The following is a 22,864-nucleotide window of genomic DNA, read 5'->3' as shown; positions in this document are numbered from 1 at the left end:
TTTTTTATGATCTTAAATGTCTTTTAATCCTTTTCCTTTCAGGATTTGAGGCATCGCTTTTTCTATTCGTACTTCTCTGGTTTTAGATTGTTTGGGTTGCGAAAAATAGAGCAAATACCCTCTTTGTCTTCCGGGAGTTAAAGCTTCAAAAGCCGTTTTTAAATCCGGAAGTTCTTCCAGTTTTTTCTGAAACTCTTCGGCAACGGCAAATTCTGTCGTTTTTTTAAAGGTGACTTGCAAACCGGCTCTTTCTATTTCAATTGCTTCATAAATATAAGCTTTAAGAGTCGCCTTTATCGCAGTAATGTCCTCCGTATTTGTGAATCGAATCTGGCGGGTAGCCTGTGTATTTTCCGATTGTTGAATGAGAATACTTGCTGTGTCTTTTAATAGAGCGCCTTTAAAAAACAGAAAAGCACAATATTCTTTAAAAGCATGTATCAATACGATATTATTGCCTTTGTACGTATAACACGGAGAATCCCATTTTAGTTCTTCGGTCAACTGGCAATCAAGAGCAATACTTCTTAATTGCTCCTGTTCTTCCTGCCATTTTTTAGCTTCATCAAAATAAAAATCAACGTTTGGATTCATACCAATTGAATTTTAAAAACTAATTACACAATCGCTTTTCGGTCTGCCGGTCTGAAATACCAGGATACGACTGTCAGTACAATCAATAAAACCGGACCAAAAAGTTCTTTGGCACTATCACCACAGTATAAATGAGAAAAAATAGCTCCCGACATAGCAAAGAAAAAGCCCGCATATGCCCATTCTTTCAATAATGGAAATTTAGGGATCAGTATTGCAATCACACCTAAAATTTTCCAAACTCCCAAAAGAATTAAGAAATAAAGCGGATACCCCAGACGTTGTATCATTTCTGCTTCTTCTTTCATTTGTATCAATTGTACGATTCCTGTTGCAGTCATTCCCAAAGCAAGCCAAAGTGTGGCAACCCAATAGATAATTTTGTTTTTCTTAGTCATAATTATTTTAGTTTAGTTGGTTAACAATATCCTGTAATCTGTTGTGGGCCATATTGATCCCTTGAGCAAAAGGCAATTTCAGCATTTGATCTCTCAGCGCCACCGATTTGTAAATAATTTGCATCGTAAGCCTGCTGGTAGAATCCGTAATTTTTTCAAATTCTAAAAACTCTAACTGAGGAGGGAAGGGGCTGTTTTCCATTTCAAACGTACGTGTAATCCTCTCATCAGGAAGAAACTCCTGAATTACGCCATTGGCCTGAAATACAACATTTCCCTTTGGGTCACTCGTTTCAAATTGCCAGCTGCCGTGTTTTCTATTTTCGAGCTTTATCACTTTTGTTCCCATCCATTGCGCTACAATTTCAGGTTCGATATACGCTTTAAAAAGCAATTCAAGAGGCAAATCGAATTCTCTCGTAATAAGTAGTTCCTGCTTGCCCTCTTCTGCATTAATTTTTGTCTTTCTTTCCATGAGGTTTATTTTTTATAATTTTTCATGATCTCTTCTAATTTATTAAAACGTTCATCCCACATTTTTCTGAAGGGTTCAATGAAGTTGTCAATTTCCTTAATTTTCTCAGCGTTTAAGTGATAATGAATTTCTCTTCCACTTTGTGTCTGATGCAGCAACTCACATTCGTTAAGAATTTGAATGTGTTTTGAAATCGTTTGTCTTGAGGAATCAAAATTAGCTGCTATCGCTCCTGGAGTCATTGCCTGTGCAGCAACCAAACTTAGTATGGCTCTACGGGTCGGGTCGGCTATTGCCTGAAATACATCTCTTCTAATTTCCATTGCGCAGTTATTTGACTGCAAATATAGTGCAGTTATTTGACTGCGCAAATATTTTTGGACTTTTTTTATTCTTTTTTCAAAATAACATCCTTAAGCACAGTAAACTAAAGGAAATCTCATTTACAAAAAAAGGATTATCTAAACTGTTTGGGTTTCAGATTTTGTGCGGCCAATACGGCAATTTCATTGATCCGATTTTGCCTTGTTTCCGGTCGTTTAGCAGAAACTACCCAATACAGCAGCATCTTTTTTACAGACTTACTTAGACCCGTAAAATATTCTTTTGCGCCCGCATTCACTTCAAAAGCCGCTAACAAATCTTCGGGAACATGCAATTCTTCTACCTGATCCAGAATAGTCCAGGAGCCATTCTGTTTTGCTCTTTCCACACTTTCAAGACCGGCCTCGGTCATAAGTCCTTCTGCAACGAGGCGTTCAATTTTTGCCTTATTGATCTTAGACCAATTACTGGAAGGTTTACGTCTGGTGAAAAACTGGATGAATTTATCCGAATCTACCGATTTTCGGGTACTGTCAATCCATCCAAAACACAGCGCTTCATCAACAGCATCACTCCAGGTAATGGTGGGTACATTGGCCTGTTTTTTATAACAAACAAGCCAGATGGACTGCTTTACATTATGATTCTCTATCAGCCATGCTCTCCAATCCTGGCTACTGGCGGGGTAAAAAGTTTCAATATCCTGCATTTGGTTTAATAGTTAAATGGTATTTATTTAGATTATCGATTAATTACAAAATGGGGTATTATTTTTTTTGCCACGAATTACCCGAATCTTCGCGAATTGTTCTTTTGCCTCTGATTAAAAAGATTCGTACTGATTATTTTTTACGAAAATTTAGCAGATAATAAAAGAAACACTGCTGCGAAAATCCACTAAATCCGCTAAATCTGCGTGCTATTTTATTTTGTCAGTACCAATCTTAACATCATTCTGGTAAACGGCAAAAAAAACTCCTTGAAGTAAGGAGTTTTTTCTTTTGTTGTTGTATTGGGTGTTCAGATCAAGCTGAACTTATATTTTTTTAAGCGTCAATTTCATTTCTTTACTGTCTAATATCAATTGATCTTCTGTTATAGTACTTTCGCACGGATATGGAGTTCCTGTTTCGTCTTTAATGACTAAACTTTTACCGCCTTTTGTCAAAGCATAAGTCCCATCTGTTATTTCACTTTGCAAATATCCGGTTACATGTCCGTCTTTAGTAAACGTTAGATTCCCTTGTGTTAAAATTACATTTTTAGCTGAATCAGAAAGAGGCATTTTAGCTTCAACGGCAGTAATTTTCCAAGAATTAACCAGTTTGTTTCGACCTTTGCACGAAATCATTAATACGGCTAATAGTGTAATTCCTAAGATAAGTAATTTAGATTTTCTCATGGTTTTTGATTAATAAGTTAAACAGGAAACAAGTTACAAAAAAAATAAGTTCAAAATACTTAGAATCAATTATTTAAAAAAAGTTAGCTATATCCGGAGTTTTGTTATTAAAAGTTTAGGTTTAATTATCGTTCTATATTAAAAAGTAATAAATCACTAATCCGGCTAATTATTCCTACAAATACGTTAGTTCAAAGTTAAAGCCCCAAGAATCTCTTCATACATAAAAGGGCCACCGGGATATTTGGCCGTATAATCTAAATTCAACCATACCTGACCACGTTCGTCGATGTGATAATGCAACTTTTGCTTGTAACTTTCTTTAACAAAAAGCACGTTTTTGATCAAATAATTGACTTTTTCCAAATCGATCAATGAACCAATTAAGATTTCGGGATAAATATGTCCTTTGGTATGAATCAATCGCGGAGTTCCTCCAATCGAACGTATTGCAGCAGCCATCAATATCGAATGATCATCACAATCACCCGAAAAATATTCTAAAGATTCACTCGCCGTTGCAATGTAATCTCCTTCTTTAGGATCGTTTACATAGTTCCATCGGCTGTTAATCTCTTTAAAAACAGCAAAACACTGAATCGTTGTTCTGTAGTCGGCATAGCCTTTTATGCCTTTAAAATGCTTGGTTGTGGCCATAACAGCAAAATTCCGAACTTTCGGATTCTGATATTCTATGGCATTTATAATTTTAGATTTGTTAGGAAATGGAAGCAATTTTGCCACGATAATATCCTGCGGAAAAGGATTATCCGACATGGTGTAAATCATCGAATTATAATCTTCCGAAATCTCTGTAAAGCCATAATTACCAATTACGGTTCCGTAAAACAAAACCAGTAAATAAAGTGCAATGCAAATGATTATTATGGTTCGCAAAAGCATCAGCAGAAAGAAAATTGCTGTAAAAACAACTATAAACAGCAATACACGATCTAAATTAAAAGGCCATTTTAAATCGATGAAATTTTGATGCATAATGATAAAAATCGGAACGGTAATCAGCACACTCAACAGCATAATAATAATCCTGTCCCAAGGTGATTTCACCTGTAGCTTGGATTTTAACTGCGGAAAGTCGATTTTCGGGAATTTTATCATAAGAATCAAAAGCAGTTTTTTATAGTGCTTTTACCATTTCTACAAAAGTACTTTTTTTCTCAATAATTCCGAGATCAAATAATTGATTTTGAATTTTATTGAAGGCTTTTTCATCCAATTGTTTTTGGGACCATTGCGTAAGTTGCAACCAATCCTGAATGTCCTCGATTTTTTGATTAAAAAGTTCCGATAGTGTCTGGTCTATATTTGGGATTTGTTTAAAATCGTAAGTTGTTTTATTGATGATTTCCAGTACTTTTTCAACTGTTTTAGAATTCTTTCTCAAAAACTCATCGCGAACCGTAATTACAAAAGAAGGCCATGGAGTAGGGCAGTCACCAATTCTTCTGAAAATTCCCTGGTCTACCAGAGGCTTCGTCATGAAATGCTCCCACATAAAATAGTCCGCTGTTCCGTTTGTTAAAGCTTCTACAGCACCATCGATCGTATTTACAATTTCAAATTTCAAATCATCCGTTTTCCAGCCTTGCTCATTTGCGTTTACATAAGCCATAAGCTGCGATCCTGAACCCAATCTGGAAATAGCGGCTTTTTTATTTTTAAGGTCTTTTAGCTCCTGAAAATCTGATTTGGCTGCTACGTGAATTCCCCAAATCAAAGGAGATTGCACATAAATCTGCACTATTTTAGCAGGATTTCCGGCTGCAATATCTTTTACAATTCCTTCGGTCAGGATAACGGCAATATCAGCCTCCTCATCGCGAAGCATTTGACACATTTTGCCAGTCCCTTCCGGGATATTTTTCCATTGCAAATCAATATTTTCTGCTTCAAACTCCCCATTTTCAATACACAATTGCCAAGGCAGATTGAAGTGTTCCGGAACACCTACTATTTTTACAGTTTTCATTATAATCAAAGTTAAATTGGGTATGCGTATGCTAATTTTAGTACTTCAGGCTTGATTGTACTAGTTTTTTAATAAATCGGCCCTGTGTTTTTCTGAAAGACAAGGCTCTGCAAATTCTATGACAGAAAGTGTTTCGTATTCACTCAACAAACTTTTGACGATAGCATAATCGATATCCCTCACTATTTCAACAGCAAAAAAGGTGTCATTTAAGCCTTCAGACAAACAATCAATTGTTTTTAATTTCTCTCTGATAATTTCTTTATCAAAATCTTTGTCTAAAATTACAACCTGCACAATTGAATTCCCAGAACTTTGTAATGTTTTTTTGTACACCAAACGTTCTTCAGTTGTATCGTACTCTGCATAGAAAAGATCATCCGTTGCAATTAAAGGTCCAAAAAAAGGAATATTATCCAGTTTAAAGTGTCCTTTCTCCAAGTCGATGATTTCAGCCCACATAGTCTCTACAATAGTATCCTCCAGATAATCACTGTAATATCTGAACAAGATTTTTTTATGCGTATTTTCCATTATTCAATTTCGTTTATTTCTGCTTTTAATGGTGAGATGACGATACGATACCCATCAGGGTCCTGAAACATTTTCCCATTCTCATTCCAAAAAGGATTACTTGCCGTTATACTTGATATATTATGATTTAAAAGTCTGTTTGTTAGTTCAATATATGCTATAATAGTCTCCGGATATAACACAATAACATCATCTTCATCAAAAACATGTTTGGCTTTTGTCTCGGATTGTGTAAACTCAAAGTGCCAGTCCAAACCTGCTTTTCCGATAAAAACACCATCATAATTATTGTGATTTTGAAAACCGCCCAAGCGTTCAAACTCCAGAATATTGACATAAAAATGTTCTATTCTCTCCAGATTGTCGGTATGTCGCGCTACTCGTAAAGTCATAATTATACTTTAATAATCTTATCTTAAAACAAAGATTTAATCTTTAATCTGCTTAATATGATGCTCTAAATGTTCCACATAATCAGTCATTAAAAATCTTAAATCAATAACAGAATCATCTGCTAATATGATTTTATACGCTAAAGCTTCTTCATTAACACTTTTAAATAATCTGACAATTTGCTTATTTAAAGAAAGCCAAAGCTCTATCAGTTCTAGAAAATCCATCTCCTGATACTGGTTTATAACAACGAGATTATGCTGTTGATACGGTCGATGATAATACGGTTGTTCCAGATAATTAATTTCTGTAAAACGTACCAGATTATGAATCGCAGAATCTGTCAAATGGCCTAAAATCTCTTTTTTCGACCATTTTCCAGTTCTTTTTGCCTCTAAAATTGAAATGTCAATTGTTGGAAAAGAAACAGCACTTTCGCCAAGCAATTGCTCAAATTTAAGAATTGTATCCTGCATTTAGATCGTGCTTGAAAGTTTGTTTAGCGTGTAAGTAATCAATTCATCTACTGCTTTATACGGATCTTCACTAAAAGTTCCGGATGCACGGTTGGCAATAATAGCATTTAAAGACAAAGCATTATGTCCTAAAAGAGCCGAAAGTCCATAAATAGCAGCCGTTTCCATTTCTAAATTGGTAATTCGGTGGTCATTAAAGTTAAAATTATCCATTTTAGCATTTAATTCCTCGTCCTGTATGTTCAAACGCAAAACACGTCCCTGTGGGCCATAAAAACCACCTGCAGTAGCCGTAATTCCTTTGAATATTCGATCTGATTCGATCACTTTTTCTAATGCTTCCGAACAAGGAATTACATAAGGTCTTCCTTTTCTGTTATCCCAATTCGTATGCGCTATAAAAGCATCCTCAAGCGCTACATTTGTAACTTCATCAATTAAATAGGAGCGAAGCATATTGTCCAATCCTAACCCGAATTTTGACATTACAAAACTGTCTACAGGAATATCGGCTTGTAAAGAACCCGAAGTTCCAATTCTGATAATGTTTAATGAAGTCAGCTTCTCTTTTGGCTGACGCGTTTCAAGATCGATATTTACTAAAGCGTCTAATTCATTCAGAACAATGTCAATATTGTCCGGACCAATTCCGGTTGACATTACAGAAATTCTTTTTCCTTTGTAGATTCCCGTTTGGGTTTTAAATTCTCTTTTTTGAGTTGAAAATTCAATTGAATCAAAAAATTGAGTGATCTTTTCAACTCTGTTTTGGTCGCCAACAAAAATTATATCGTTAGCTATGTGTTCTGGACGAAGGTTTAAGTGGTAAACACTTCCGTCCGGATTTAATATTAATTCTGATGCTTGTATCATTCTTCTTTAAGTTTCTGAGGTTCTGAGCTACTAAGTTTCTGAGGCTCTTAGTCTCTGAGTTATTTTTGTTTCACGTTTTAGGTTTCAGGTTGTGTGACCTGAAATAAAGCTCCATAAGTTGGAATTTGGAATTTATCCCCCGACTCTTTTGGTTTTAAAGCCTTTTTCTTTTAGAATTGCCATTATTTTGTCGCGATAATCACCCTGGATAATGATGGAGGCATCTTTGAAAGTACCGCCAACACTCAGTTTGGTCTTGATTTCTTTCGCCAGAATTTTAAAGTCTTCATCGCTTCCTTCGTAACCTTCGATTATGGTTGTAGCTTTTCCTTTTCGTTTTTCAAATTTGCAAATCATGGGCTCTTTTTGAATATAAAGCACATGATCCTCTTCCTGAACTTCTTCAGGCTCATTTGATTCGATATGATCCGGAAATAAATTCTTTAATTGATCTTGTAAATCCATAATATTTTTATTCTAAAAGGTAAATTCCAATATTGTTTGTTTAAAAATTAAATTCCAAATCCCAAGTTTTGATAGTTTTGGAATTTGGAATTTAAAAAATGGAGATTTAAATGTTTTATTTTTTTATTAAACCTAAATCTACCAGACGTTCATACAGATAATCACCTGCTGTAATGTCTTCAAATTTCTTAGGATTCTCTGCATCAATACAGTTTTCTAAACAATCCAGACGCATATCGCTTACAGGATGCATAAAAAACGGAATTGAAAAACGAGAAGTTCCCCATAATTCTCTCGGTGGATTTACCACTTGATGAATCGTTGATTTTAATTTGTTATTGGTGTGTCTTGACAACATATCTCCAACATTGATTACCAATTGATCGTCTTCAGCGATAGCATCAATCCATTCGCCATCGTGATTTTGAACTTGTAATCCTTTTCCCTGAGCCCCCATCAAAAGGGTAATCAGGTTGATATCACCATGAGCTGCAGCACGAATAGCATTTTCAGGCTCAGTAGTAATTGGTGGATAATGAATAGGTCTTAAGATTGAATTTCCGTCTTTTGCATACTGATCAAAATAAAATTCATCTAAACCTAAATGCAAAGCCAGCGCTCTCAATACATAAACACCTGTTTTCTCAAGCATTTGGTACGCTTCTTTACCCACAACATTAAAACGTGGTAATTCTTTTACTTCTACATTGTCCGGATATTCCGAAGCGTATTTGGAATCTTGGTCAACATACTGACCAAAGTGCCAAAATTCTTTTAAATCTCCCTCTTTACGTCCTTTAGCATGCTCTTTTCCAAAAGAAACATAACCTCTTTGTCCGCCAATTCCGGGAATTTCATAATTATGCTTAGTTTCTACTGGTAAGGCGAAAAATTTTCGAATTTCGCCATAAAGTTCGTCTACCAACTGATCATCAAGAAAATGACCTTTTAGGGCTACGAAGCCAATGTTTTCAAATGCACTGCCGATTTCATTTACAAATTTTTGTTTACGTTTCGGGTCGTCCGAAAGGAAATCACGTAAGTCTACACTAGGAATGTTTTGCATACTTTACATTTTTTATTAAAAGATAAAAGACTATAGAAAGGTCTTTCAGTAACAAAGGTATATAATATTTTATATTTGAATTTTAAATTTTAATATAAAATTGATTTTTAGAACAATAATTTAACTACAGAACAAGGAATCTTATTTTTGGTTTTTCCATAATTTAACAGCAGTTATAGTCCTAAAACATGTTAATAATTCCAAAAATATTCCCATTTGCAATAAAAAATTTCTATTTTTATAAAAAACAACATTATGAAAGTAGGTCTAATTGGATTCGGAAAAACAGGAAAAGCGGTAGCGTCGGTAATTTTGCAAAACAAAAAATTCTCTCTTTCATGGGTTATGAAAAGGAGCCAAACGCTCGAAAACAGGACAGCTGCAGAATACCTCGGAATTGACTCGGAGGAAACAGGAAAAATATATTCAACAGCATCAACTTCTATTACTGAACTCCTCGATAATCAACCCGTTGATGTTATAATTGATTTTTCATCCAACTCCGGGATCTATGCGTATGGAGAGGCTGCAAGTCAACGAAAAATAAAAATCATTTCGGCAATATCTCATTATACCAATAAGGAGAAAGATTATCTAAAATCGCTTTCCAACCTTACAACCGTCTTTTGGAGCCCAAACATTACCTTGGGGGTAAACTATTTGCTTTTTGCCTCCAAATTTTTAAAGAAAATCGCTCCTTGGGTTGACATTGAAATCATCGAAGAACATTTTAAAGGTAAAGACGGCATCTCAGGAACCGCCATAAAAATTGCCGAAGCACTTGATCTCGAAAAAGAAGACATCAACTCGGTTCGTGCAGGTGGAATAGTAGGCAAACATGAAGTTGTGTTTGGATTTCCATTTCAGACCGTAAGACTTGTACATGAAAGTATTTCACGCGAAGCTTTTGGAAGCGGTGTCATATTTGTAGCCGAAAATCTGGTGGATAAAAAGGAAGGTCTGTTTAATTTTGAGGACATACTTTCGCCTTATTTTGCGGTATAAATCAAATTTGTAACACATTTAGGTTATATTATTTTCTTCAAGGTATTTATTTTTTGAATTGCCGAATAAAAAAGACATTAATAAAGGCTTTAGCCAAAACTATACTCTTAAAGTTTTTGGCTAAAGCCTATTCTATCAATCATACTTGACCGTTGGTTAAAACCAACGGCAATTAAAACTCGGTAGTTTTAACCAATAATTTAAAAAGGCATTCATCCATAATTAAACTAAGGGTTATCAAAAAAGTCTCACGCAGATTTTAGCGGAATGAAATAAAAAAAATCCGCCAAATCTGCCAAATCTGCGTGAAAAAACAGCCTAACTTACTGACTAACCGATCCAATTTTAGACAAAGATTGGCGCTTTTCTTTGCGGAATCTCTTGTGCGATTTCTCCTTCGTCGAAAGGACAAACAGAGCAAGATTCTAGAAAATCAAATTCTAAAACTAATCCTGATTTATTCTTTAAATCAAATTAAATCGGATGTAGCTATTTTTTCCTATTTTTAATGTTGCAAATTCATAATTTTCATGGTGTTAATTATCTAACAAATAATGTTAAAATTGTTATATTTTTATATATTTGAAAATTATAAAAAACAACCAAATGATCTTCAACAGACAAGAACTAACCGATTCACAGCTTTTAGATTTATATAAAAAAATATTAAAACCCCGTTTAATAGAAGAAAAGATGCTCATCTTAATTCGGCAGGGAAAAGTGTCCAAATGGTTCTCCGGAATAGGGCAGGAGGCAATAGCCGTGGGCGTTACAGCCATTCTTGATGAAACGGAATACATATTGCCGATGCACCGAAATCTGGGTGTTTTTACTACTAGAAACATTCCATTATACCGCTTATTTTCACAATGGCAAGGAAAAGCAAATGGCTTTACAAAAGGTAGAGATCGTAGCTTCCATTTTGGAACACAGGACTATAATATTATCGGAATGATCTCGCATCTGGGTCCACAACTGGGAATTGCAGATGGAATCGCTTTAGCGGACAAACTTAAAGACAACAAAAAAATCACAGCCGTTTTTACCGGTGAAGGCGCTACCAGTGAAGGAGATTTTCACGAAGCCTTAAATATTGCTTCAGTTTGGAAATTGCCGGTAATGTTTGTCATAGAAAACAATGGTTACGGACTTTCGACACCAACAAACGAGCAGTATTATTGTGAGAATCTTGCCGACAAAGGTATTGGTTACGGTATGGAAAGCCATATCATAGACGGAAATAATATACTGGAAGTATATAATAAACTGGCGCAACTAAAAGCAGAAATGCAAGAGAACCCACATCCGGTTTTACTGGAATTCAAAACATTCAGAATGCGTGGCCATGAAGAGGCGAGCGGTACCAAATACGTTCCTCAGGAACTAATGGACGAATGGGCCGCTAAAGATCCTGTTGCGAATTACAGAAATTATTTAACAGAGACAGGAGTTTTAACAGCAGAATTTGATGAAGCTTTGCGCAGTGAAATAAAAAAAGAGATTGATGACAATTTAGTCCTTGCAAATGCGGAGCCTGAAATCATTCCTACCTATGCCGGTGAATTAGATGATGTTTACAAACCTTATCAACATGAGGAAGTTAATCCATCTGCGTCATCAGAAAATATTCGTTTTATTGACGCTATACGCAATGGTTTGAATGAATCTATGCAGCGCCATAAAAATCTGGTGATCATGGGACAAGATATCGCAGAATATGGCGGTGCCTTTAAAATCACAGACGGATTTGTTGAACTTTACGGAAAAGACCGCGTTCGCAATACTCCAATTTGTGAAAGTGCCGTAGTTTCAGCCGGAATGGGACTGTCTATAAACGGTTATAAAGCGATTGTAGAGATGCAATTTGCCGATTTTGTTTCGACAGGTTTTAATCCTATTGTCAATCTATTGGCTAAATCACATTACCGTTGGGGTGAAAATGCCGATGTTGTGGTTCGCATGCCTTGCGGTGGCGGAACTCAGGCTGGTCCATTTCACTCTCAAACAAATGAAGCTTGGTTTACCAAAACACCTGGCTTAAAAGTTGTTTATCCTGCGTTCCCATATGACGCTAAAGGATTGTTAAACACCTCAATAAACGACCCTAATCCGGTTTTATTTTTCGAACACAAACAATTGTATCGTAGTGTTTATCAAGATGTTCCAACTGATTATTACACCATTCCGTTTGGAAAAGCAGCCTTGTTAAAAGAAGGAAATGCAGTAACCATTATCTCATTTGGAGCAGCGGTACACTGGGCATTGGACACTTTAACTAAAAACCCTGAAATACAAGCTGATTTAATCGATTTAAGAACATTACAACCTTTAGATACCGAAACCATTTTTGCATCGGTTAGAAAAACAGGAAAAGTAATCATTTATCAGGAAGATACTATGTTTGGGGGAATTGCGAGCGATATTTCGGCTTTAATTATGGAAGAATGTTTTGAATCTTTAGATGCTCCGGTTAAAAGAGTAGCCAGTTTAGATTCTCCAATTCCGTTTACAAAAGCACTCGAAGATCAGTTTTTACCAAAAAGTCGTTTTGAAGAAGTTTTATTGGAATTATTAAAATATTAAACTTATTTTACCTTCCCTAAACATTGTACTACCAAAAAAGAATAAATTATGAAAAAACTGTTTGTTTCTGTTTGTGCAGCTACAGTACTTTTGTCTTGCAATAAAAGTGCTAAAACCGCTGAAAACACACCTTTAGATAAGAAATTCGAGTATTATAAAGAGGGCTTTGTAACCTCTTTATGGGAAATAAATCCGGATTGGGCTTCCAATGTCGGCTACCATAAATTTGATAATGTTCTAGTAATTCCGGACAGCAAAGAAGAAAAAAAGCAACTTGATTTTGCTACAGCACAATTAGATTCTTTAAAACAATATACGATTGAAGAGTTATCCGATAAGAATAAAACTGATTTTTACATGATAAAAAATCACTTAGAGGATATTATTTTCAGCAGTAAAGAATTAAAATCCGGAGAATGGAATCCTTCTGAATATAATGTTTGCGGTTCATTTGCAGAAATTCTTAATGGTAATTACGATAGTTTAGAAGTTCGCTTAAGAGCTTTCAATACTAAAATGAACGGAATTCCGGCTTTTTATGAAGCTGCAAAAAAGAACATTAAAAACCCAACTGTAGAACACACCCAACTTGCAATAGACCAGAACTTAGGAGGTTCAAGTGTTTTTGAAGAAGAATTAAGTGATGCTTTGAAAAAAAGTAAATTAACTGCCGAAGAGAAAAAAGAAATTCTTGACAAAGCTAAAGTATCGGTAAAAGCTATTGCAGATTATGCGGACTGGTTGAAAAAATTACCAAACAAAACACCACGTTCTTTTAGATTAGGAGCGGAATTGTATGCTAAAAAATTCAATTTTGACATTCAATCAGGTTATAATGTAGATCAAATTTATAAAATAGCAGTTGATCACAAAAAAGATCTTCACGATAAGATGTTTGTTATAGCAGATAAACTTTGGACAAAATATAAAGGAACTGCTCCAAAACCAACTGATAAATTAGATTTAATCAAACAGGTTATTGATAAAATCTCCTTACAACACACTACACCGGAAAAATTTCAATCGGAAATTGAAAAACAAATTCCTGAATTGACTGCTTATGTAAAAGCAAAAGATCTATTGTATATTGATCCGTCAAAACCACTGGTAGTACGTAAAGAGCCAGCCTATATGGCGGGAGTTGCAGGAGCTTCTATTTCTGCACCAGGTCCTTATGATAAAAATGCAAACACCTATTATAATGTAGGTAGCATGTCTGGTTGGACAGCAGAAAATGCAGAAAGTTATTTACGCGAATACAACGATTATATTCTTCAAATTCTAAACATTCATGAAGCTGTTCCGGGACATTACACCCAATTGGTTTACAGCAATCAATCTCCGAGTATCATAAAATCTATTTTAGGAAATGGTTCAATGGTCGAAGGATGGGCGGTTTATGCTGAAAAAATGATGTTGGAAAGCGGTTATAAAAACTCGGACGAAATGTGGTTGATGTACTACAAATGGAACTTAAGAGCCACTTGCAATACCATTTTAGATATCAGCGTTCACACTAAAAACATGTCTAAAGAAGCGGCTCTTGACTTACTGATCAAAGAAGCTTTTCAACAACAAGCCGAAGCTGACGGAAAATGGAAACGTGTCACCTTATCTCAGGTTCAATTGTGTTCTTATTTTACGGGATACACTGAAATTTACAATTTACGAGAGGAACTTAAAAAACAACAAGGAAAAGATTTTAACCTGAAACAATTTCATGAAAAATTCTTGAGTTTTGGTAGTGCTCCTGTAAAGTACATTAAGGAATTGATGTTATCTAAAGAGTAAAAAAAAAGGCTTTTTCAACATATGAAAAAGCCTTTTTTTTTAGAATATTTTCTAAGGAATGTACTCAATTATCATCAAAATTTAAGAGTCAAGTTCGTAAAACTCTGCCTCTCATTCGTTTAAAATTAGCCCAAAGCCATGAGTAGCAAAGTAATTTAACCTAAAAAGAACAGTCACAGCTTTAACTTGATACTTGATTTTTCTTTCACGCAGATTTAGCAGATTGCGCAGATTTTTTTTGAAGGAATAAATAAGATCCGCCTAATCTGCTAAATCTGCGTGCTAAAAAAAATTTTAGGCTCCAATAGCTAAAATTGCAGTCTATGCGTTTTACAAAAACTCGCATATAAAAAATGCTGGGTTAAACCTTTAAAGAAACTTCGCCTTAATCTCAGGACTAGGAATCATACAGCTTTCTTTTTTACCGTACCAATTGTATCGATTTTTAGCAATATAATCATAAATGTAATCACTCATAAAAATAGGAATAATTCTGAAAATAGAAATCAGTTTCCAGAATCCTCCAAAATTTTTGGCAATTTCTATAGCTGCCGAAGATTTATAAAAATAGGAGACACCTGGATTGTATAAAATAATACTATCCATTTTAGAGAAACTTACACCTAGATGTTTGCATATTGAAATCCCTAATTCCGATTGCAATGCCACAAATCTAAAAATGTCCTTCGTATCGTGTTTGATAATATATTGTACAGCCGAATTGCATAAGTTACAGATTCCGTCAAAAAGAATTATTTTTTTATTTTTTGGAAAATTGAGCATTATTTGATTTATTTTGAGGTTCTGTTACCTTTTTTTTGTCTTGTTTCAGGTTTCAGGTTTTTCTTACCTCTATTTTTGTTTTGTTTCAGGTTTCACGTTTCAGGTTCGTTGTAGTTATTTATTAGTTTTATCTATTGAAATAAAAAATTCTATCGAAATTTTAAATCAAAAACAGCTTTCATAAATAAATTCTGAGCGATTTTCTAAAACATTCCGTCTTCGTTGTTGTCTTTTTAAAAAACGTCACTTAAAACACTTTATTTCAATTTCGATTCCTTTTTTTCCTGTTTTTATTTTCAAAACCGAATACTGAGACCGAGACTGAGACTGAGACTGAAAACTTAAAAACTTAAAAACTTACTTCTTCACAGCTTCAACCAATTCTAATTCATCTAAACTTACTTTCGAAGTAAAAATTCCATAGTTCACCGTTGCTTTATTTTTTTCGATTGAGTCAATACTTCCAACCGATCTTCCGTCTTGCATTCTTACACGATCTCCGACTTTTAAGATTGGTTTTGGTTTTTCGATAACCGGTTTAAGCTTCTTTTCTTTTTTCTCTTTTCTGATTTCTTCTACCTGCACCGTAATTTCAGCAATAACTTCTTTTTTCTTCTCAATTATCGCTTTGGTTTCTTTTGGAGTTGCTTTTTTGCGTTTTGAATTTTCAATTTCTACAATTTTCAAAAATTCACCGATCAGTTCTTTTTTGTTTTTGTTGTTGAAATATTTCTCCGAGATGTCTTCAATTTTTTGCCCAATGTAAATCGTTTTCTGGTTACTGTCGTACAATTCCTGATAGCTTTCCAGTTTTTGTTTGATTTTTACATTGATGTTTTCCATCTTTTTACCTTCTTCACGCGCTCTTGTTTCTTCTTCTTTAAGGTTGATAGAAGTTTTTTCAAGCTTAGAACGCTCTTTCTGAAGTGTGGCTATGGTTTTATCAAAACGAACTTTTCCGACTTCGATTTTCTTTTTCGCACGATTAATCAGTCCAAATGGGATCCCGTTCTTTAACGCTACTTCAAAAGTAAAAGAACTTCCCGCCTGACCAAGCGCCAGTTTGTACATTGGTTCTAATGATTTTTCATCAAACATCATATTAGCATTGGTTGCAAAAGGCAATTCGTTTGCTAAAATTTTCAAATTAGAATAATGTGTCGTAATGATTCCGAAGGCTTCACGGTGATAGAACTCTTCCAGGAAAATTTCTGCTAAAGCCCCACCAAGTTCAGGGTCGGATCCGGTACCAAACTCATCAATTAAAAACATTGTTTTCTTGTTGCATTTTTTCAAGAAATAATTCATATTTTTCAATCGATAACTATAAGTACTCAGGTGATTTTCAATCGATTGATTGTCTCCAATATCCGTTAAAATTCGGTCAAATAAGAAGGTTTCACTTCTTTCATGAACCGGAATCAGCATACCGGATTGCAACATCAATTGCAGCAGACCAACCGTTTTTAGCGAAATTGTTTTTCCTCCCGCATTGGGTCCCGAAATAACAATAATTCGATTATCCTGTTTTAATTCAATGGTTTGCGGATGCGTAATTTCGTTTTTTTGTTTGTTATTCAAATACAAAATCGGATGATACGCTTCTCTGAAAAACAACCTTCTATCTTCCGTAATCGTTGGTAAAATTCCGTTGATTCTATTGGCATATTTTGCCTTTCCTGCTACAACATCAATATCACTTAAAAATTCCTGATATTCAATTAAAAGCGGCAAATACGGACGAATCTCATTCGATAATTGCTTCAGAATTCGGGTAATTTCTTCTTTTTCTTCGTATTCCAGATTGCTTAGTTCACGTGAATATTGCAAAGTCGCTTCCGGCTCAATATAGGCAATACTTCCGGTTTTTGAACTTCCCAAAATAGAACCTTTTACCTTTCGACGATACATGGCAAGAACGGCCAAAACCCTACGATTCTGAACGAAACTTTCTTTGATATCATCCAAGTAACCAAGGCTGTTGTTATGTGTAAGCGCCGCGCCAAAACTCTGATTTACTTTGCCTCGAACAATATTCATGCTCTGACGAATACTCAAAAGTGCCGGTGAAGCATTGTCTTTTATTTCGCCATATTTATCTACAATCGCATCAACCAAAGTAACAATATCCTTGGTGTATTCGACTCTTGAAGCTCTGGCATTTAAATTTGGATAATAATCATCAAATTTCTTAAGGAAATTCAATAGAAAATTAGATGTCGACGAAAGTGTTGCAATTTTTCTAAAACTGCCCACTTCAAGAAAACTGTCCTCGATAGCCAAGAATTTGATTTCATGCGTAATGGCATCAAAACCATGATTTGGAATCGCATTGTTATTCTCAAATGACGAAACGTATTCTGATGTTTGCATTAAAGCCTGCATCAAAGTTTCTTTATCTCTAAAAGGAGTTATTTCTAAAGCTTTTTGTTTTCCAATATCTGTATTACAGCCTGCTGAAATGGTTTCAAGCACTGTTGGAAATTGTAAATCTTGTAATGTTTTTTCAGTAATGGATATCATTATATATCGTAAGTTGTAAAGTTCAAAGTTACAAAGTTTTAAAACTAAATAGTAGTATTAATTGGTACTTTGCAAAAATCTTTACGTAATTTGTAGTTAAATTTTATTTAAATGAAAATTAATCTTTCTTCAGATTGGCAAACCGTTTTGGCTGACGAAATTCAAAAGACTTATTTTACGGAATTAGCCGCTGCTTTAGAGACCGAATATCAAACGCAGGTCTGCTATCCACCAACAGAATTGATTTTCTCCGCCTTTAACAATTGTGATTTTAAAAACTTAAAGGTAGTTCTTATTGGCCAGGATCCTTACCATGGAGAAGGAGAAGCAAACGGTTTGAGCTTTTCGGTGAATGATGCTGTTAAAATACCGCCTTCTTTGCGCAATATTTACAGAGAATTAAGCACTGATTTAGATTCGATTTTTATGCCGACTTCGGGTAATTTAGAAAAATGGGCAAAGCAAGGCGTTTTGCTTTTAAATGCGTCATTAACCGTTCGAAAAGACAGCCCGAACAGTCATAAACATTTAAAATGGAATCTTTTTACAGATGCCGTAATTCAGACCATCTCTGCTCAAAAAGAAAACATTGTCTTTTTATTGTGGGGTGCTTTTGCGCAGAAAAAAGGATCAAAAATTGATCGATCCAAACATTTCGTTTTAGAATCAGGACATCCGTCACCAATGAGTGCTAATCAAGGGAAATGGTTCGGGAACAAACACTTTAGTAAAACCAATTCTTTTTTGAACTCTAAAGGAATTCCTGAGATAGAATGGTTGTAAAAACTATTTTTTTGTAATTTCTTCTAAGATTGCTTTGTTCTCGTAGTTGATTACTTTTAAAACAATTTCTTGATTTTTTGCTGTTTTACCTTCAATAACGTATAGTTTTCCTTTTTTGAAAGGCACATTACTCTGATCGAAATCAACGTCTCCAAATGTCAATGTGTTTTTTACATCAGCAGTATCAACCCATTTTTCATTTAAAGTCTGAATTGCTTTTTCGGAATATTGAAATGGTTTTGTACGTAAACTGTTCAAAACTCTGGCGTTTGGAAAATAGTTGCATCTGGTATCTTTTCCACTAAAAACAAGGGCTACAAAAAAGCATCCCATAATCAGACCAATCAAATAATAAGCAAAACGATGTACAAACTTCATGAAATATTTTTTTTGCAAAGGTACACTAAAGTTCCCTTAAAATACAAGTAAATTAATATCGTTATCCGGTAAATCAAACCACTCGCCAATTGCTTTGTTGGTTAGGATTCCGTGATACAAATAAACTCCGTTTTTTAGTCCTTTATTGCATCGTATAGAGCTTTCCAAACCACCCTCTTCGGCTATCTGAAGCAGGTAAGGAGTTAGCATATTACTTATTGAAAGTGAGGCTGTTTTGGAATATCTTGAAGGAATATTGGGCACGCAATAATGCAAAACATTGCTCTTAATAAAAGTTGGTTTTTCGTGTGTTGTGACTTCAGAACTTTCAAAGCAACCGCCCGTATCAATGCTGACATCAACAATTACGGCTCCTTTTTTCATATGTTCCATCATGGTTTCGGTCACTACAATCGGGCAACGTTCTTTACCGCGCATCGCACCAATCGCTACATCACAACGTCTTAACGCTTTTAGTAAGGCTTTTTGTTGAATGGTAGACGTAAAGATTCGTTGGTTTAAATTGTTCTGCAAACGACGTAATTTGGTAATTGAATTGTCAAAAACTTTTACATTTGCTCCCAGACCAATAGCTGTTTTGGCAGCAAATTCGCCAACAGTTCCGGCTCCTAAAATAACAACTTCAGTAGGAGGGACGCCGGTAATGTTTCCGAATAAAAGCCCTTTTCCGAATTCGTCCGTAATCATTAATTCGGCGGCAATAAGTATAGAAGCAGTTCCTGCAATTTCGCTTAATGATTTTACAGCCGGATAAGAACCGTCTTCATCTTTAATATATTCAAACGCAAGTGCTGTTATCTTTTTTAAGGATAAAGCTTCAAAATAAGCTTTCTTTTTTGTTTTAAGCTGAATGGCTGAAATGATAATCGTTTCGGGATTGATCATTTCGATTTCGGCCAAAGTTGGGGGTTCAACTTTAAGAAGCATCGGACAGCCGAAAACCCTTTTCGTATCCTTTGTTACTTCAGCACCCGCATCTGCATATTCTTTATCGGAGTAACTGGAACTTTCACCCGCACCCGATTCAATCATCACGCGGTGTCCTTCATACGTCAATGAATTTACTGCATCCGGCGTTAAACAAATACGACGTTCCTGATAACTTGTTTCTTTTGGAATCCCAATAAAAAGCTCTCTTTTAAATCGGCCAATTTCAAGTTTTTCTTCTTGTGGCAACAATTGTTGTTTCGTAAATGGAGTTAAGGTAATTGACATGGGTTGTGCGAAAAATTAAGAGTACAAATTACGTAAAAAGTTTTAAAATCAATGCAAATATTCTGCTAATACTGCATTAATAATCAGGTCAGTATTTTTTCCATTTTTATATCGGCTCTTTCGTACACTCCGTCTTCTAATGGAATTTCGGTAAAACCAAATTTTTCATAGAGATGAATTGCCGGAAGCAAAATTCTATTGGAATACAAAAACAGCTTTTTAATGTGATTCTCTTTGGCTACAGCCATACAATGCACCAACATTTTGTTTCCAATTCCCAAGCCTTGTGCTCGTTCTGAAATGGCCATTTTCCCCAATTCAAATGTGGTTGCATCTGTTTTAATCAGCGAATAGGTTCCAACAACCTCATCATTGTATTTCGCATAAAAAATCATTCCGCCTTTATCAATAATATAGCGCTGTGGGTCCGAAAGCACTATTTCGTCTTTTTCTTCGACTTTGAAATACTTTTCCAGCCATTCTAAATTTAAGGTTTTTATCGCCTTCATTAAATCAGATGAAAAAGGAACTATTACTACTTTATCTTGAGTGTTCATTTCTATTTTAGACTAATTTCAATTCTCTCTTTCCGTCCGCCAACAATGTAATGGTCACAACAGAATGTTCTTCAGGAATCAAACTGGCAATCTTTTCAGACCATTCGATAAAACACCAATTACCGGAGTACAAATAATCGTCAACCCCCATATCCAGGGCTTCTGTTTCTTTGTTTAAACGATAAAAGTCAAAATGGTATACAATTTTATTATCCACTGTATCATATTCGTTAACTAAAGAAAAAGTTGGGCTACTGGTCGCATCCTCAACTCCCAAAGTCTTGCACAGTTGTTTTATTAAAGTTGTTTTTCCAACACCCATTTCTCCATTAAAAAGGATAATTTTCTTTAGATTTTGAGCTAAAATCTGCTCTGCTACTTCCTTAAGTTGTTCTACTGAAAAAACGATATTCATTCTTTGTTTTACTTTTAATTATAGTCTATTATTTTAGTCTCAGTCCCAGTTTTTAGTCGCAGTTTTCAGTCCCGGTTTTCAGTCGCAGTTAAGATTCGTGACTGAAAACTGAGCCTGCAAACTCTTTTTTATTTCGGGTTAAATATCAAGAACGGAATAATCATTTCTTCTAATGAAATTCCCCCGTGTTGATAGGTATTTTTGTAATAACTCACGTAATGATTGTAATTGTTTACATACGCCAAAAAGTAATCGTTTTTAGCGAAAATAAAAGAACTACTCATGTTTATGGCAGGCAGACCAATTGCTTTTGGTTCTTTTACCACATAAACGTCTTTTTGCTCGTAGGTCAAACTACGGCCTGTTTTATAACGCAAATTTAGACTTGTATTTTTATCTCCAACAACTTTTGAAGGGTTTTTTACATTAATTGTTCCGTGATCTGTTGTTAAAACCAATTTGAAGCCTAAAAGTTGGGCTTGCTGAATGATTTCTAATAGCGGAGAATTTCTAAACCAGCTCAGTGTTAAGGAACGATAAGCCTTATCATCAGAAGCCAATTCTTTTACGACTTCCATTTCTGTTTTAGCGTGCGAAAGCATGTCAACAAAGTTATAGACAATCGTTACCAGATCATTTCCTTTTAAAGCCTTAAAGTTTTCGGCCAGTTTTTTACCACCTGCATAATTGGTGATTTTAAAATAGTCTTGCTTGATGTCCAGTCCTAAACGCTTTAATTGTGCGGTTAGAAATTCGGCTTCGTAAAGGTTTTTTCCACCGTCTTCAACGTCATTTTTCCAATATTGCGGAAATTGTTTTTCCATTTCTATAGGCAATAATCCTGAGAAAATGGCATTTCTGGCGTATTGAGTAGCGGTAGGAAGGATAGAGAAATACGGAACTTCTTTTTCCAGTTTATAGTAATTTGAAACTACTGTTTCAAAAGATTTCCATTGATCGTAACGTAAATTATCAATCACAACAAACAGTATAGGTTTGTCTTTCTTTTTAATTTCGGGTACTACTAATTCTTTGAATAAGTTATGCGACTGAATTGGTTTGTCGGCTTTTGGCGCAAACCAATCTTCGTAGTTGCGCTCGATATATTTACCAAATTGTGAATTGGCTTCGACTTTTTGAGATTCCAATATCTCGATCATCGCCTGATCATTGATATTTTCCAGTTCCAACTCCCAAAAAATCAGTTTTTTATACAACTCCACCCAATCCTCAAAGGAGTTGACCATTGCCAGTTCCATTGAGATTTTTCTAAACTCTTTTTGGTAGTCTAAAGTTGTTTTTTCGGAGATTAATCTCGAATGATCCAGATTTTTCTTTAAACTCAATAAAATCTGATTTGGATTTACGGGTTTTATTAAATAATCGGCGATTTTAGAACCAATGGCTTCTTCCATTATATATTCTTCCTCGCTTTTGGTAATCATAATCATCGGAATGGCTGATTTTTTCTCTTTCATTTCCGAAAGGGTCTCCAAACCGCTCATTCCGGGCATATTTTCATCCAAAAAAACAATATCAAAATTATCTTCTTCAAAGAGGGTAATAGCGTCTAAACCATTGTTACAAGTTGTTACTGCATAATTTTTTTTCTCCAGAAATAATATGTGTGGCTTTAAAAGGTCGATTTCATCATCAACCCAAAGTATTTTTATTTTATCCATAATTGTTTTGTCTGTTCAAAAGTATTAAAATCTATTGGCAATTTACTTCTTTTTGAAACGGCTATTTATTAATATTATGATAATTTTTACTATAAAAAAACAAAAAACCATCGAATAAAAAATACTCGATGGTTTTTA

Annotated in this window: 25 protein-coding genes; 4 read left to right on the top strand and 21 right to left on the bottom strand. The window is 34.8% G+C overall.

Going from position 1 to position 22,864, the window contains the following annotated elements:
- Positions 1-12: 12 nt before the first annotated feature.
- The 14 genes from ACHRV3_RS00780 to ACHRV3_RS00715 form a co-directional block, all read right to left on the bottom strand.
- A complete protein-coding gene (locus tag ACHRV3_RS00780; RefSeq protein ID WP_395434143.1) occupies positions 13-594 on the bottom strand; it encodes a YdeI family protein in 582 nt (193 codons plus the stop codon).
- A gap of 23 nt (positions 595-617) precedes the next feature.
- Positions 618-992, bottom strand: coding sequence for a DoxX family protein (locus ACHRV3_RS00775; protein WP_395434142.1), 375 nt, complete (start codon positions 990-992; stop codon positions 618-620).
- Positions 993-999: 7 nt separating this feature from the next.
- Entirely contained in the window at positions 1,000-1,467 is a 468-nt protein-coding gene (locus ACHRV3_RS00770; RefSeq protein WP_395434141.1) for an SRPBCC domain-containing protein, read from the bottom strand.
- 5 nt (positions 1,468-1,472) lie between these two features.
- Positions 1,473-1,790, bottom strand: coding sequence for a helix-turn-helix transcriptional regulator (locus tag ACHRV3_RS00765; RefSeq protein WP_047775173.1), 318 nt, complete (start codon positions 1,788-1,790; stop codon positions 1,473-1,475).
- 134 nt (positions 1,791-1,924) lie between these two features.
- On the bottom strand, positions 1,925-2,500 hold the full coding sequence (locus ACHRV3_RS00760; RefSeq protein ID WP_395434140.1) for a YdeI family protein: 576 nt from the start codon (positions 2,498-2,500) through the stop codon (positions 1,925-1,927).
- 327 nt (positions 2,501-2,827) lie between these two features.
- On the bottom strand, positions 2,828-3,193 hold the full coding sequence (locus ACHRV3_RS00755) for a hypothetical protein (RefSeq protein ID WP_047775167.1): 366 nt from the start codon (positions 3,191-3,193) through the stop codon (positions 2,828-2,830).
- Between the two features lie 186 nt (positions 3,194-3,379).
- Positions 3,380-4,312 carry a hypothetical protein gene (locus ACHRV3_RS00750; protein WP_047775165.1) on the bottom strand — a complete coding sequence of 311 codons (933 nt, stop codon included), beginning with the start codon at positions 4,310-4,312 and terminating at the stop codon, positions 3,380-3,382.
- 19 nt (positions 4,313-4,331) lie between these two features.
- Positions 4,332-5,183, bottom strand: a complete 852-nt coding sequence (locus ACHRV3_RS00745) for a substrate-binding domain-containing protein (RefSeq protein WP_395434139.1) — start codon at positions 5,181-5,183, stop codon at positions 4,332-4,334.
- Positions 5,184-5,243: 60 nt separating this feature from the next.
- Positions 5,244-5,717 (bottom strand): DUF4265 domain-containing protein, encoded by a 474-nt coding sequence (locus tag ACHRV3_RS00740; protein WP_395434138.1) that lies wholly within the window; start codon positions 5,715-5,717, stop codon positions 5,244-5,246.
- The gene (locus ACHRV3_RS00735; RefSeq protein ID WP_395434137.1) at positions 5,717-6,109 is read right to left on the bottom strand and encodes a VOC family protein; all 393 of its coding nucleotides are present in this window, start codon (positions 6,107-6,109) and stop codon (positions 5,717-5,719) included. The genes ACHRV3_RS00740 and ACHRV3_RS00735 overlap by 1 nt, the downstream gene beginning before the upstream one ends.
- Positions 6,110-6,145: 36 nt before the next feature.
- On the bottom strand, positions 6,146-6,586 hold the full coding sequence (locus tag ACHRV3_RS00730) for a DinB family protein (RefSeq protein WP_395434136.1): 441 nt from the start codon (positions 6,584-6,586) through the stop codon (positions 6,146-6,148).
- Positions 6,587-7,459, bottom strand: a complete 873-nt coding sequence (locus ACHRV3_RS00725; RefSeq protein ID WP_047775155.1) for a nucleoside phosphorylase — start codon at positions 7,457-7,459, stop codon at positions 6,587-6,589. It abuts the gene before it with no gap.
- A 132-nt stretch (positions 7,460-7,591) separates the two neighbouring features.
- Positions 7,592-7,924 (bottom strand): translation initiation factor, encoded by a 333-nt coding sequence (locus ACHRV3_RS00720; RefSeq protein ID WP_047775153.1) that lies wholly within the window; start codon positions 7,922-7,924, stop codon positions 7,592-7,594.
- A 115-nt stretch (positions 7,925-8,039) separates the two neighbouring features.
- A complete protein-coding gene (locus tag ACHRV3_RS00715) occupies positions 8,040-8,990 on the bottom strand; it encodes an isopenicillin N synthase family oxygenase (RefSeq protein WP_047775151.1) in 951 nt (316 codons plus the stop codon).
- Positions 8,991-9,245: 255 nt separating this feature from the next.
- Here ACHRV3_RS00715 and ACHRV3_RS00710 point away from each other — a divergent pair, with 255 nt between their 5' ends.
- From ACHRV3_RS00710 to ACHRV3_RS00700, 3 genes are all read left to right on the top strand, one after another.
- Positions 9,246-9,995, top strand: coding sequence for a 4-hydroxy-tetrahydrodipicolinate reductase (locus ACHRV3_RS00710; protein ID WP_395434135.1), 750 nt, complete (start codon positions 9,246-9,248; stop codon positions 9,993-9,995).
- A gap of 606 nt (positions 9,996-10,601) precedes the next feature.
- Positions 10,602-12,578 (top strand): thiamine pyrophosphate-dependent enzyme, encoded by a 1,977-nt coding sequence (locus ACHRV3_RS00705; RefSeq protein ID WP_395434134.1) that lies wholly within the window; start codon positions 10,602-10,604, stop codon positions 12,576-12,578.
- Between the two features lie 48 nt (positions 12,579-12,626).
- The gene (locus tag ACHRV3_RS00700) at positions 12,627-14,369 is read left to right on the top strand and encodes a DUF885 domain-containing protein (RefSeq protein WP_395434133.1); all 1,743 of its coding nucleotides are present in this window, start codon (positions 12,627-12,629) and stop codon (positions 14,367-14,369) included.
- A gap of 369 nt (positions 14,370-14,738) precedes the next feature.
- Here the strand turns inward: ACHRV3_RS00700 and ACHRV3_RS00695 are convergent, their stop codons facing one another.
- On the bottom strand, positions 14,739-15,152 hold the full coding sequence (locus ACHRV3_RS00695; protein WP_395434132.1) for a thiol-disulfide oxidoreductase DCC family protein: 414 nt from the start codon (positions 15,150-15,152) through the stop codon (positions 14,739-14,741).
- Positions 15,153-15,509: 357 nt separating this feature from the next.
- Positions 15,510-17,675, bottom strand: a complete 2,166-nt coding sequence (locus ACHRV3_RS00690) for a DNA mismatch repair protein MutS (RefSeq protein ID WP_047775143.1) — start codon at positions 17,673-17,675, stop codon at positions 15,510-15,512.
- Between the two features lie 111 nt (positions 17,676-17,786).
- Here ACHRV3_RS00690 and ACHRV3_RS00685 point away from each other — a divergent pair, with 111 nt between their 5' ends.
- Positions 17,787-18,458, top strand: coding sequence for a uracil-DNA glycosylase (locus ACHRV3_RS00685; protein WP_395434131.1), 672 nt, complete (start codon positions 17,787-17,789; stop codon positions 18,456-18,458).
- A 3-nt stretch (positions 18,459-18,461) separates the two neighbouring features.
- Here the strand turns inward: ACHRV3_RS00685 and ACHRV3_RS00680 are convergent, their stop codons facing one another.
- The 5 genes from ACHRV3_RS00680 to ACHRV3_RS00660 all read right to left on the bottom strand — a co-directional run bounded on the left by ACHRV3_RS00680 (position 18,462) and on the right by ACHRV3_RS00660 (position 22,726).
- The gene (locus ACHRV3_RS00680) at positions 18,462-18,836 is read right to left on the bottom strand and encodes a DUF4258 domain-containing protein (RefSeq protein WP_230001921.1); all 375 of its coding nucleotides are present in this window, start codon (positions 18,834-18,836) and stop codon (positions 18,462-18,464) included.
- A 36-nt stretch (positions 18,837-18,872) separates the two neighbouring features.
- Positions 18,873-20,072, bottom strand: coding sequence for an alanine dehydrogenase (locus ACHRV3_RS00675; protein ID WP_047775136.1), 1,200 nt, complete (start codon positions 20,070-20,072; stop codon positions 18,873-18,875).
- 83 nt (positions 20,073-20,155) lie between these two features.
- Positions 20,156-20,629, bottom strand: coding sequence for a GNAT family N-acetyltransferase (locus ACHRV3_RS00670; protein WP_395434130.1), 474 nt, complete (start codon positions 20,627-20,629; stop codon positions 20,156-20,158).
- Between the two features lie 7 nt (positions 20,630-20,636).
- Positions 20,637-21,044, bottom strand: a complete 408-nt coding sequence (gene tsaE, locus ACHRV3_RS00665) for a tRNA (adenosine(37)-N6)-threonylcarbamoyltransferase complex ATPase subunit type 1 TsaE (protein WP_395434129.1) — start codon at positions 21,042-21,044, stop codon at positions 20,637-20,639.
- Between the two features lie 128 nt (positions 21,045-21,172).
- A complete protein-coding gene (locus ACHRV3_RS00660; RefSeq protein ID WP_395434128.1) occupies positions 21,173-22,726 on the bottom strand; it encodes a PglZ domain-containing protein in 1,554 nt (517 codons plus the stop codon).
- Between the last annotated feature and the right edge of the window lie 138 nt (positions 22,727-22,864).

It is taken from the genome of Flavobacterium sp. FlaQc-49 (assembly GCF_044005985.1).
Taxonomy (GTDB): Bacteria; Bacteroidota; Bacteroidia; order Flavobacteriales; family Flavobacteriaceae; genus Flavobacterium; species Flavobacterium cupriresistens.
Note: the sequence above shows the minus strand (reverse complement) of the source record. Positions and strands in the feature narration are given on the sequence as shown.

Bases quoted from the DNA above. Each gene is read 5' to 3' on its own strand.
- ACHRV3_RS00780 (WP_395434143.1), bottom strand. From the start codon at position 594: ATGAATCCAAACGTTGATTTTTATTTTGATGAAGCTAAAAAATGGCAG.
- ACHRV3_RS00775 (WP_395434142.1), bottom strand. From the start codon at position 992: ATGACTAAGAAAAACAAAATTATCTATTGGGTTGCCACACTTTGGCTT.
- ACHRV3_RS00770 (WP_395434141.1), bottom strand. From the start codon at position 1,467: ATGGAAAGAAAGACAAAAATTAATGCAGAAGAGGGCAAGCAGGAACTA.
- ACHRV3_RS00765 (WP_047775173.1), bottom strand. From the start codon at position 1,790: ATGGAAATTAGAAGAGATGTATTTCAGGCAATAGCCGACCCGACCCGT.
- ACHRV3_RS00760 (WP_395434140.1), bottom strand. From the start codon at position 2,500: ATGCAGGATATTGAAACTTTTTACCCCGCCAGTAGCCAGGATTGGAGA.
- ACHRV3_RS00755 (WP_047775167.1), bottom strand. From the start codon at position 3,193: ATGAGAAAATCTAAATTACTTATCTTAGGAATTACACTATTAGCCGTA.
- ACHRV3_RS00750 (WP_047775165.1), bottom strand. From the start codon at position 4,312: ATGATAAAATTCCCGAAAATCGACTTTCCGCAGTTAAAATCCAAGCTA.
- ACHRV3_RS00745 (WP_395434139.1), bottom strand. From the start codon at position 5,183: ATGAAAACTGTAAAAATAGTAGGTGTTCCGGAACACTTCAATCTGCCT.
- ACHRV3_RS00740 (WP_395434138.1), bottom strand. From the start codon at position 5,717: ATGGAAAATACGCATAAAAAAATCTTGTTCAGATATTACAGTGATTAT.
- ACHRV3_RS00735 (WP_395434137.1), bottom strand. From the start codon at position 6,109: ATGACTTTACGAGTAGCGCGACATACCGACAATCTGGAGAGAATAGAA.
- ACHRV3_RS00730 (WP_395434136.1), bottom strand. From the start codon at position 6,586: ATGCAGGATACAATTCTTAAATTTGAGCAATTGCTTGGCGAAAGTGCT.
- ACHRV3_RS00725 (WP_047775155.1), bottom strand. From the start codon at position 7,459: ATGATACAAGCATCAGAATTAATATTAAATCCGGACGGAAGTGTTTAC.
- ACHRV3_RS00720 (WP_047775153.1), bottom strand. From the start codon at position 7,924: ATGGATTTACAAGATCAATTAAAGAATTTATTTCCGGATCATATCGAA.
- ACHRV3_RS00715 (WP_047775151.1), bottom strand. From the start codon at position 8,990: ATGCAAAACATTCCTAGTGTAGACTTACGTGATTTCCTTTCGGACGAC.
- ACHRV3_RS00710 (WP_395434135.1), top strand. From the start codon at position 9,246: ATGAAAGTAGGTCTAATTGGATTCGGAAAAACAGGAAAAGCGGTAGCG.
- ACHRV3_RS00705 (WP_395434134.1), top strand. From the start codon at position 10,602: ATGATCTTCAACAGACAAGAACTAACCGATTCACAGCTTTTAGATTTA.
- ACHRV3_RS00700 (WP_395434133.1), top strand. From the start codon at position 12,627: ATGAAAAAACTGTTTGTTTCTGTTTGTGCAGCTACAGTACTTTTGTCT.
- ACHRV3_RS00695 (WP_395434132.1), bottom strand. From the start codon at position 15,152: ATGCTCAATTTTCCAAAAAATAAAAAAATAATTCTTTTTGACGGAATC.
- ACHRV3_RS00690 (WP_047775143.1), bottom strand. From the start codon at position 17,675: ATGATATCCATTACTGAAAAAACATTACAAGATTTACAATTTCCAACA.
- ACHRV3_RS00685 (WP_395434131.1), top strand. From the start codon at position 17,787: ATGAAAATTAATCTTTCTTCAGATTGGCAAACCGTTTTGGCTGACGAA.
- ACHRV3_RS00680 (WP_230001921.1), bottom strand. From the start codon at position 18,836: ATGAAGTTTGTACATCGTTTTGCTTATTATTTGATTGGTCTGATTATG.
- ACHRV3_RS00675 (WP_047775136.1), bottom strand. From the start codon at position 20,072: ATGTCAATTACCTTAACTCCATTTACGAAACAACAATTGTTGCCACAA.
- ACHRV3_RS00670 (WP_395434130.1), bottom strand. From the start codon at position 20,629: ATGAACACTCAAGATAAAGTAGTAATAGTTCCTTTTTCATCTGATTTA.
- tsaE (WP_395434129.1), bottom strand. From the start codon at position 21,044: ATGAATATCGTTTTTTCAGTAGAACAACTTAAGGAAGTAGCAGAGCAG.
- ACHRV3_RS00660 (WP_395434128.1), bottom strand. From the start codon at position 22,726: ATGGATAAAATAAAAATACTTTGGGTTGATGATGAAATCGACCTTTTA.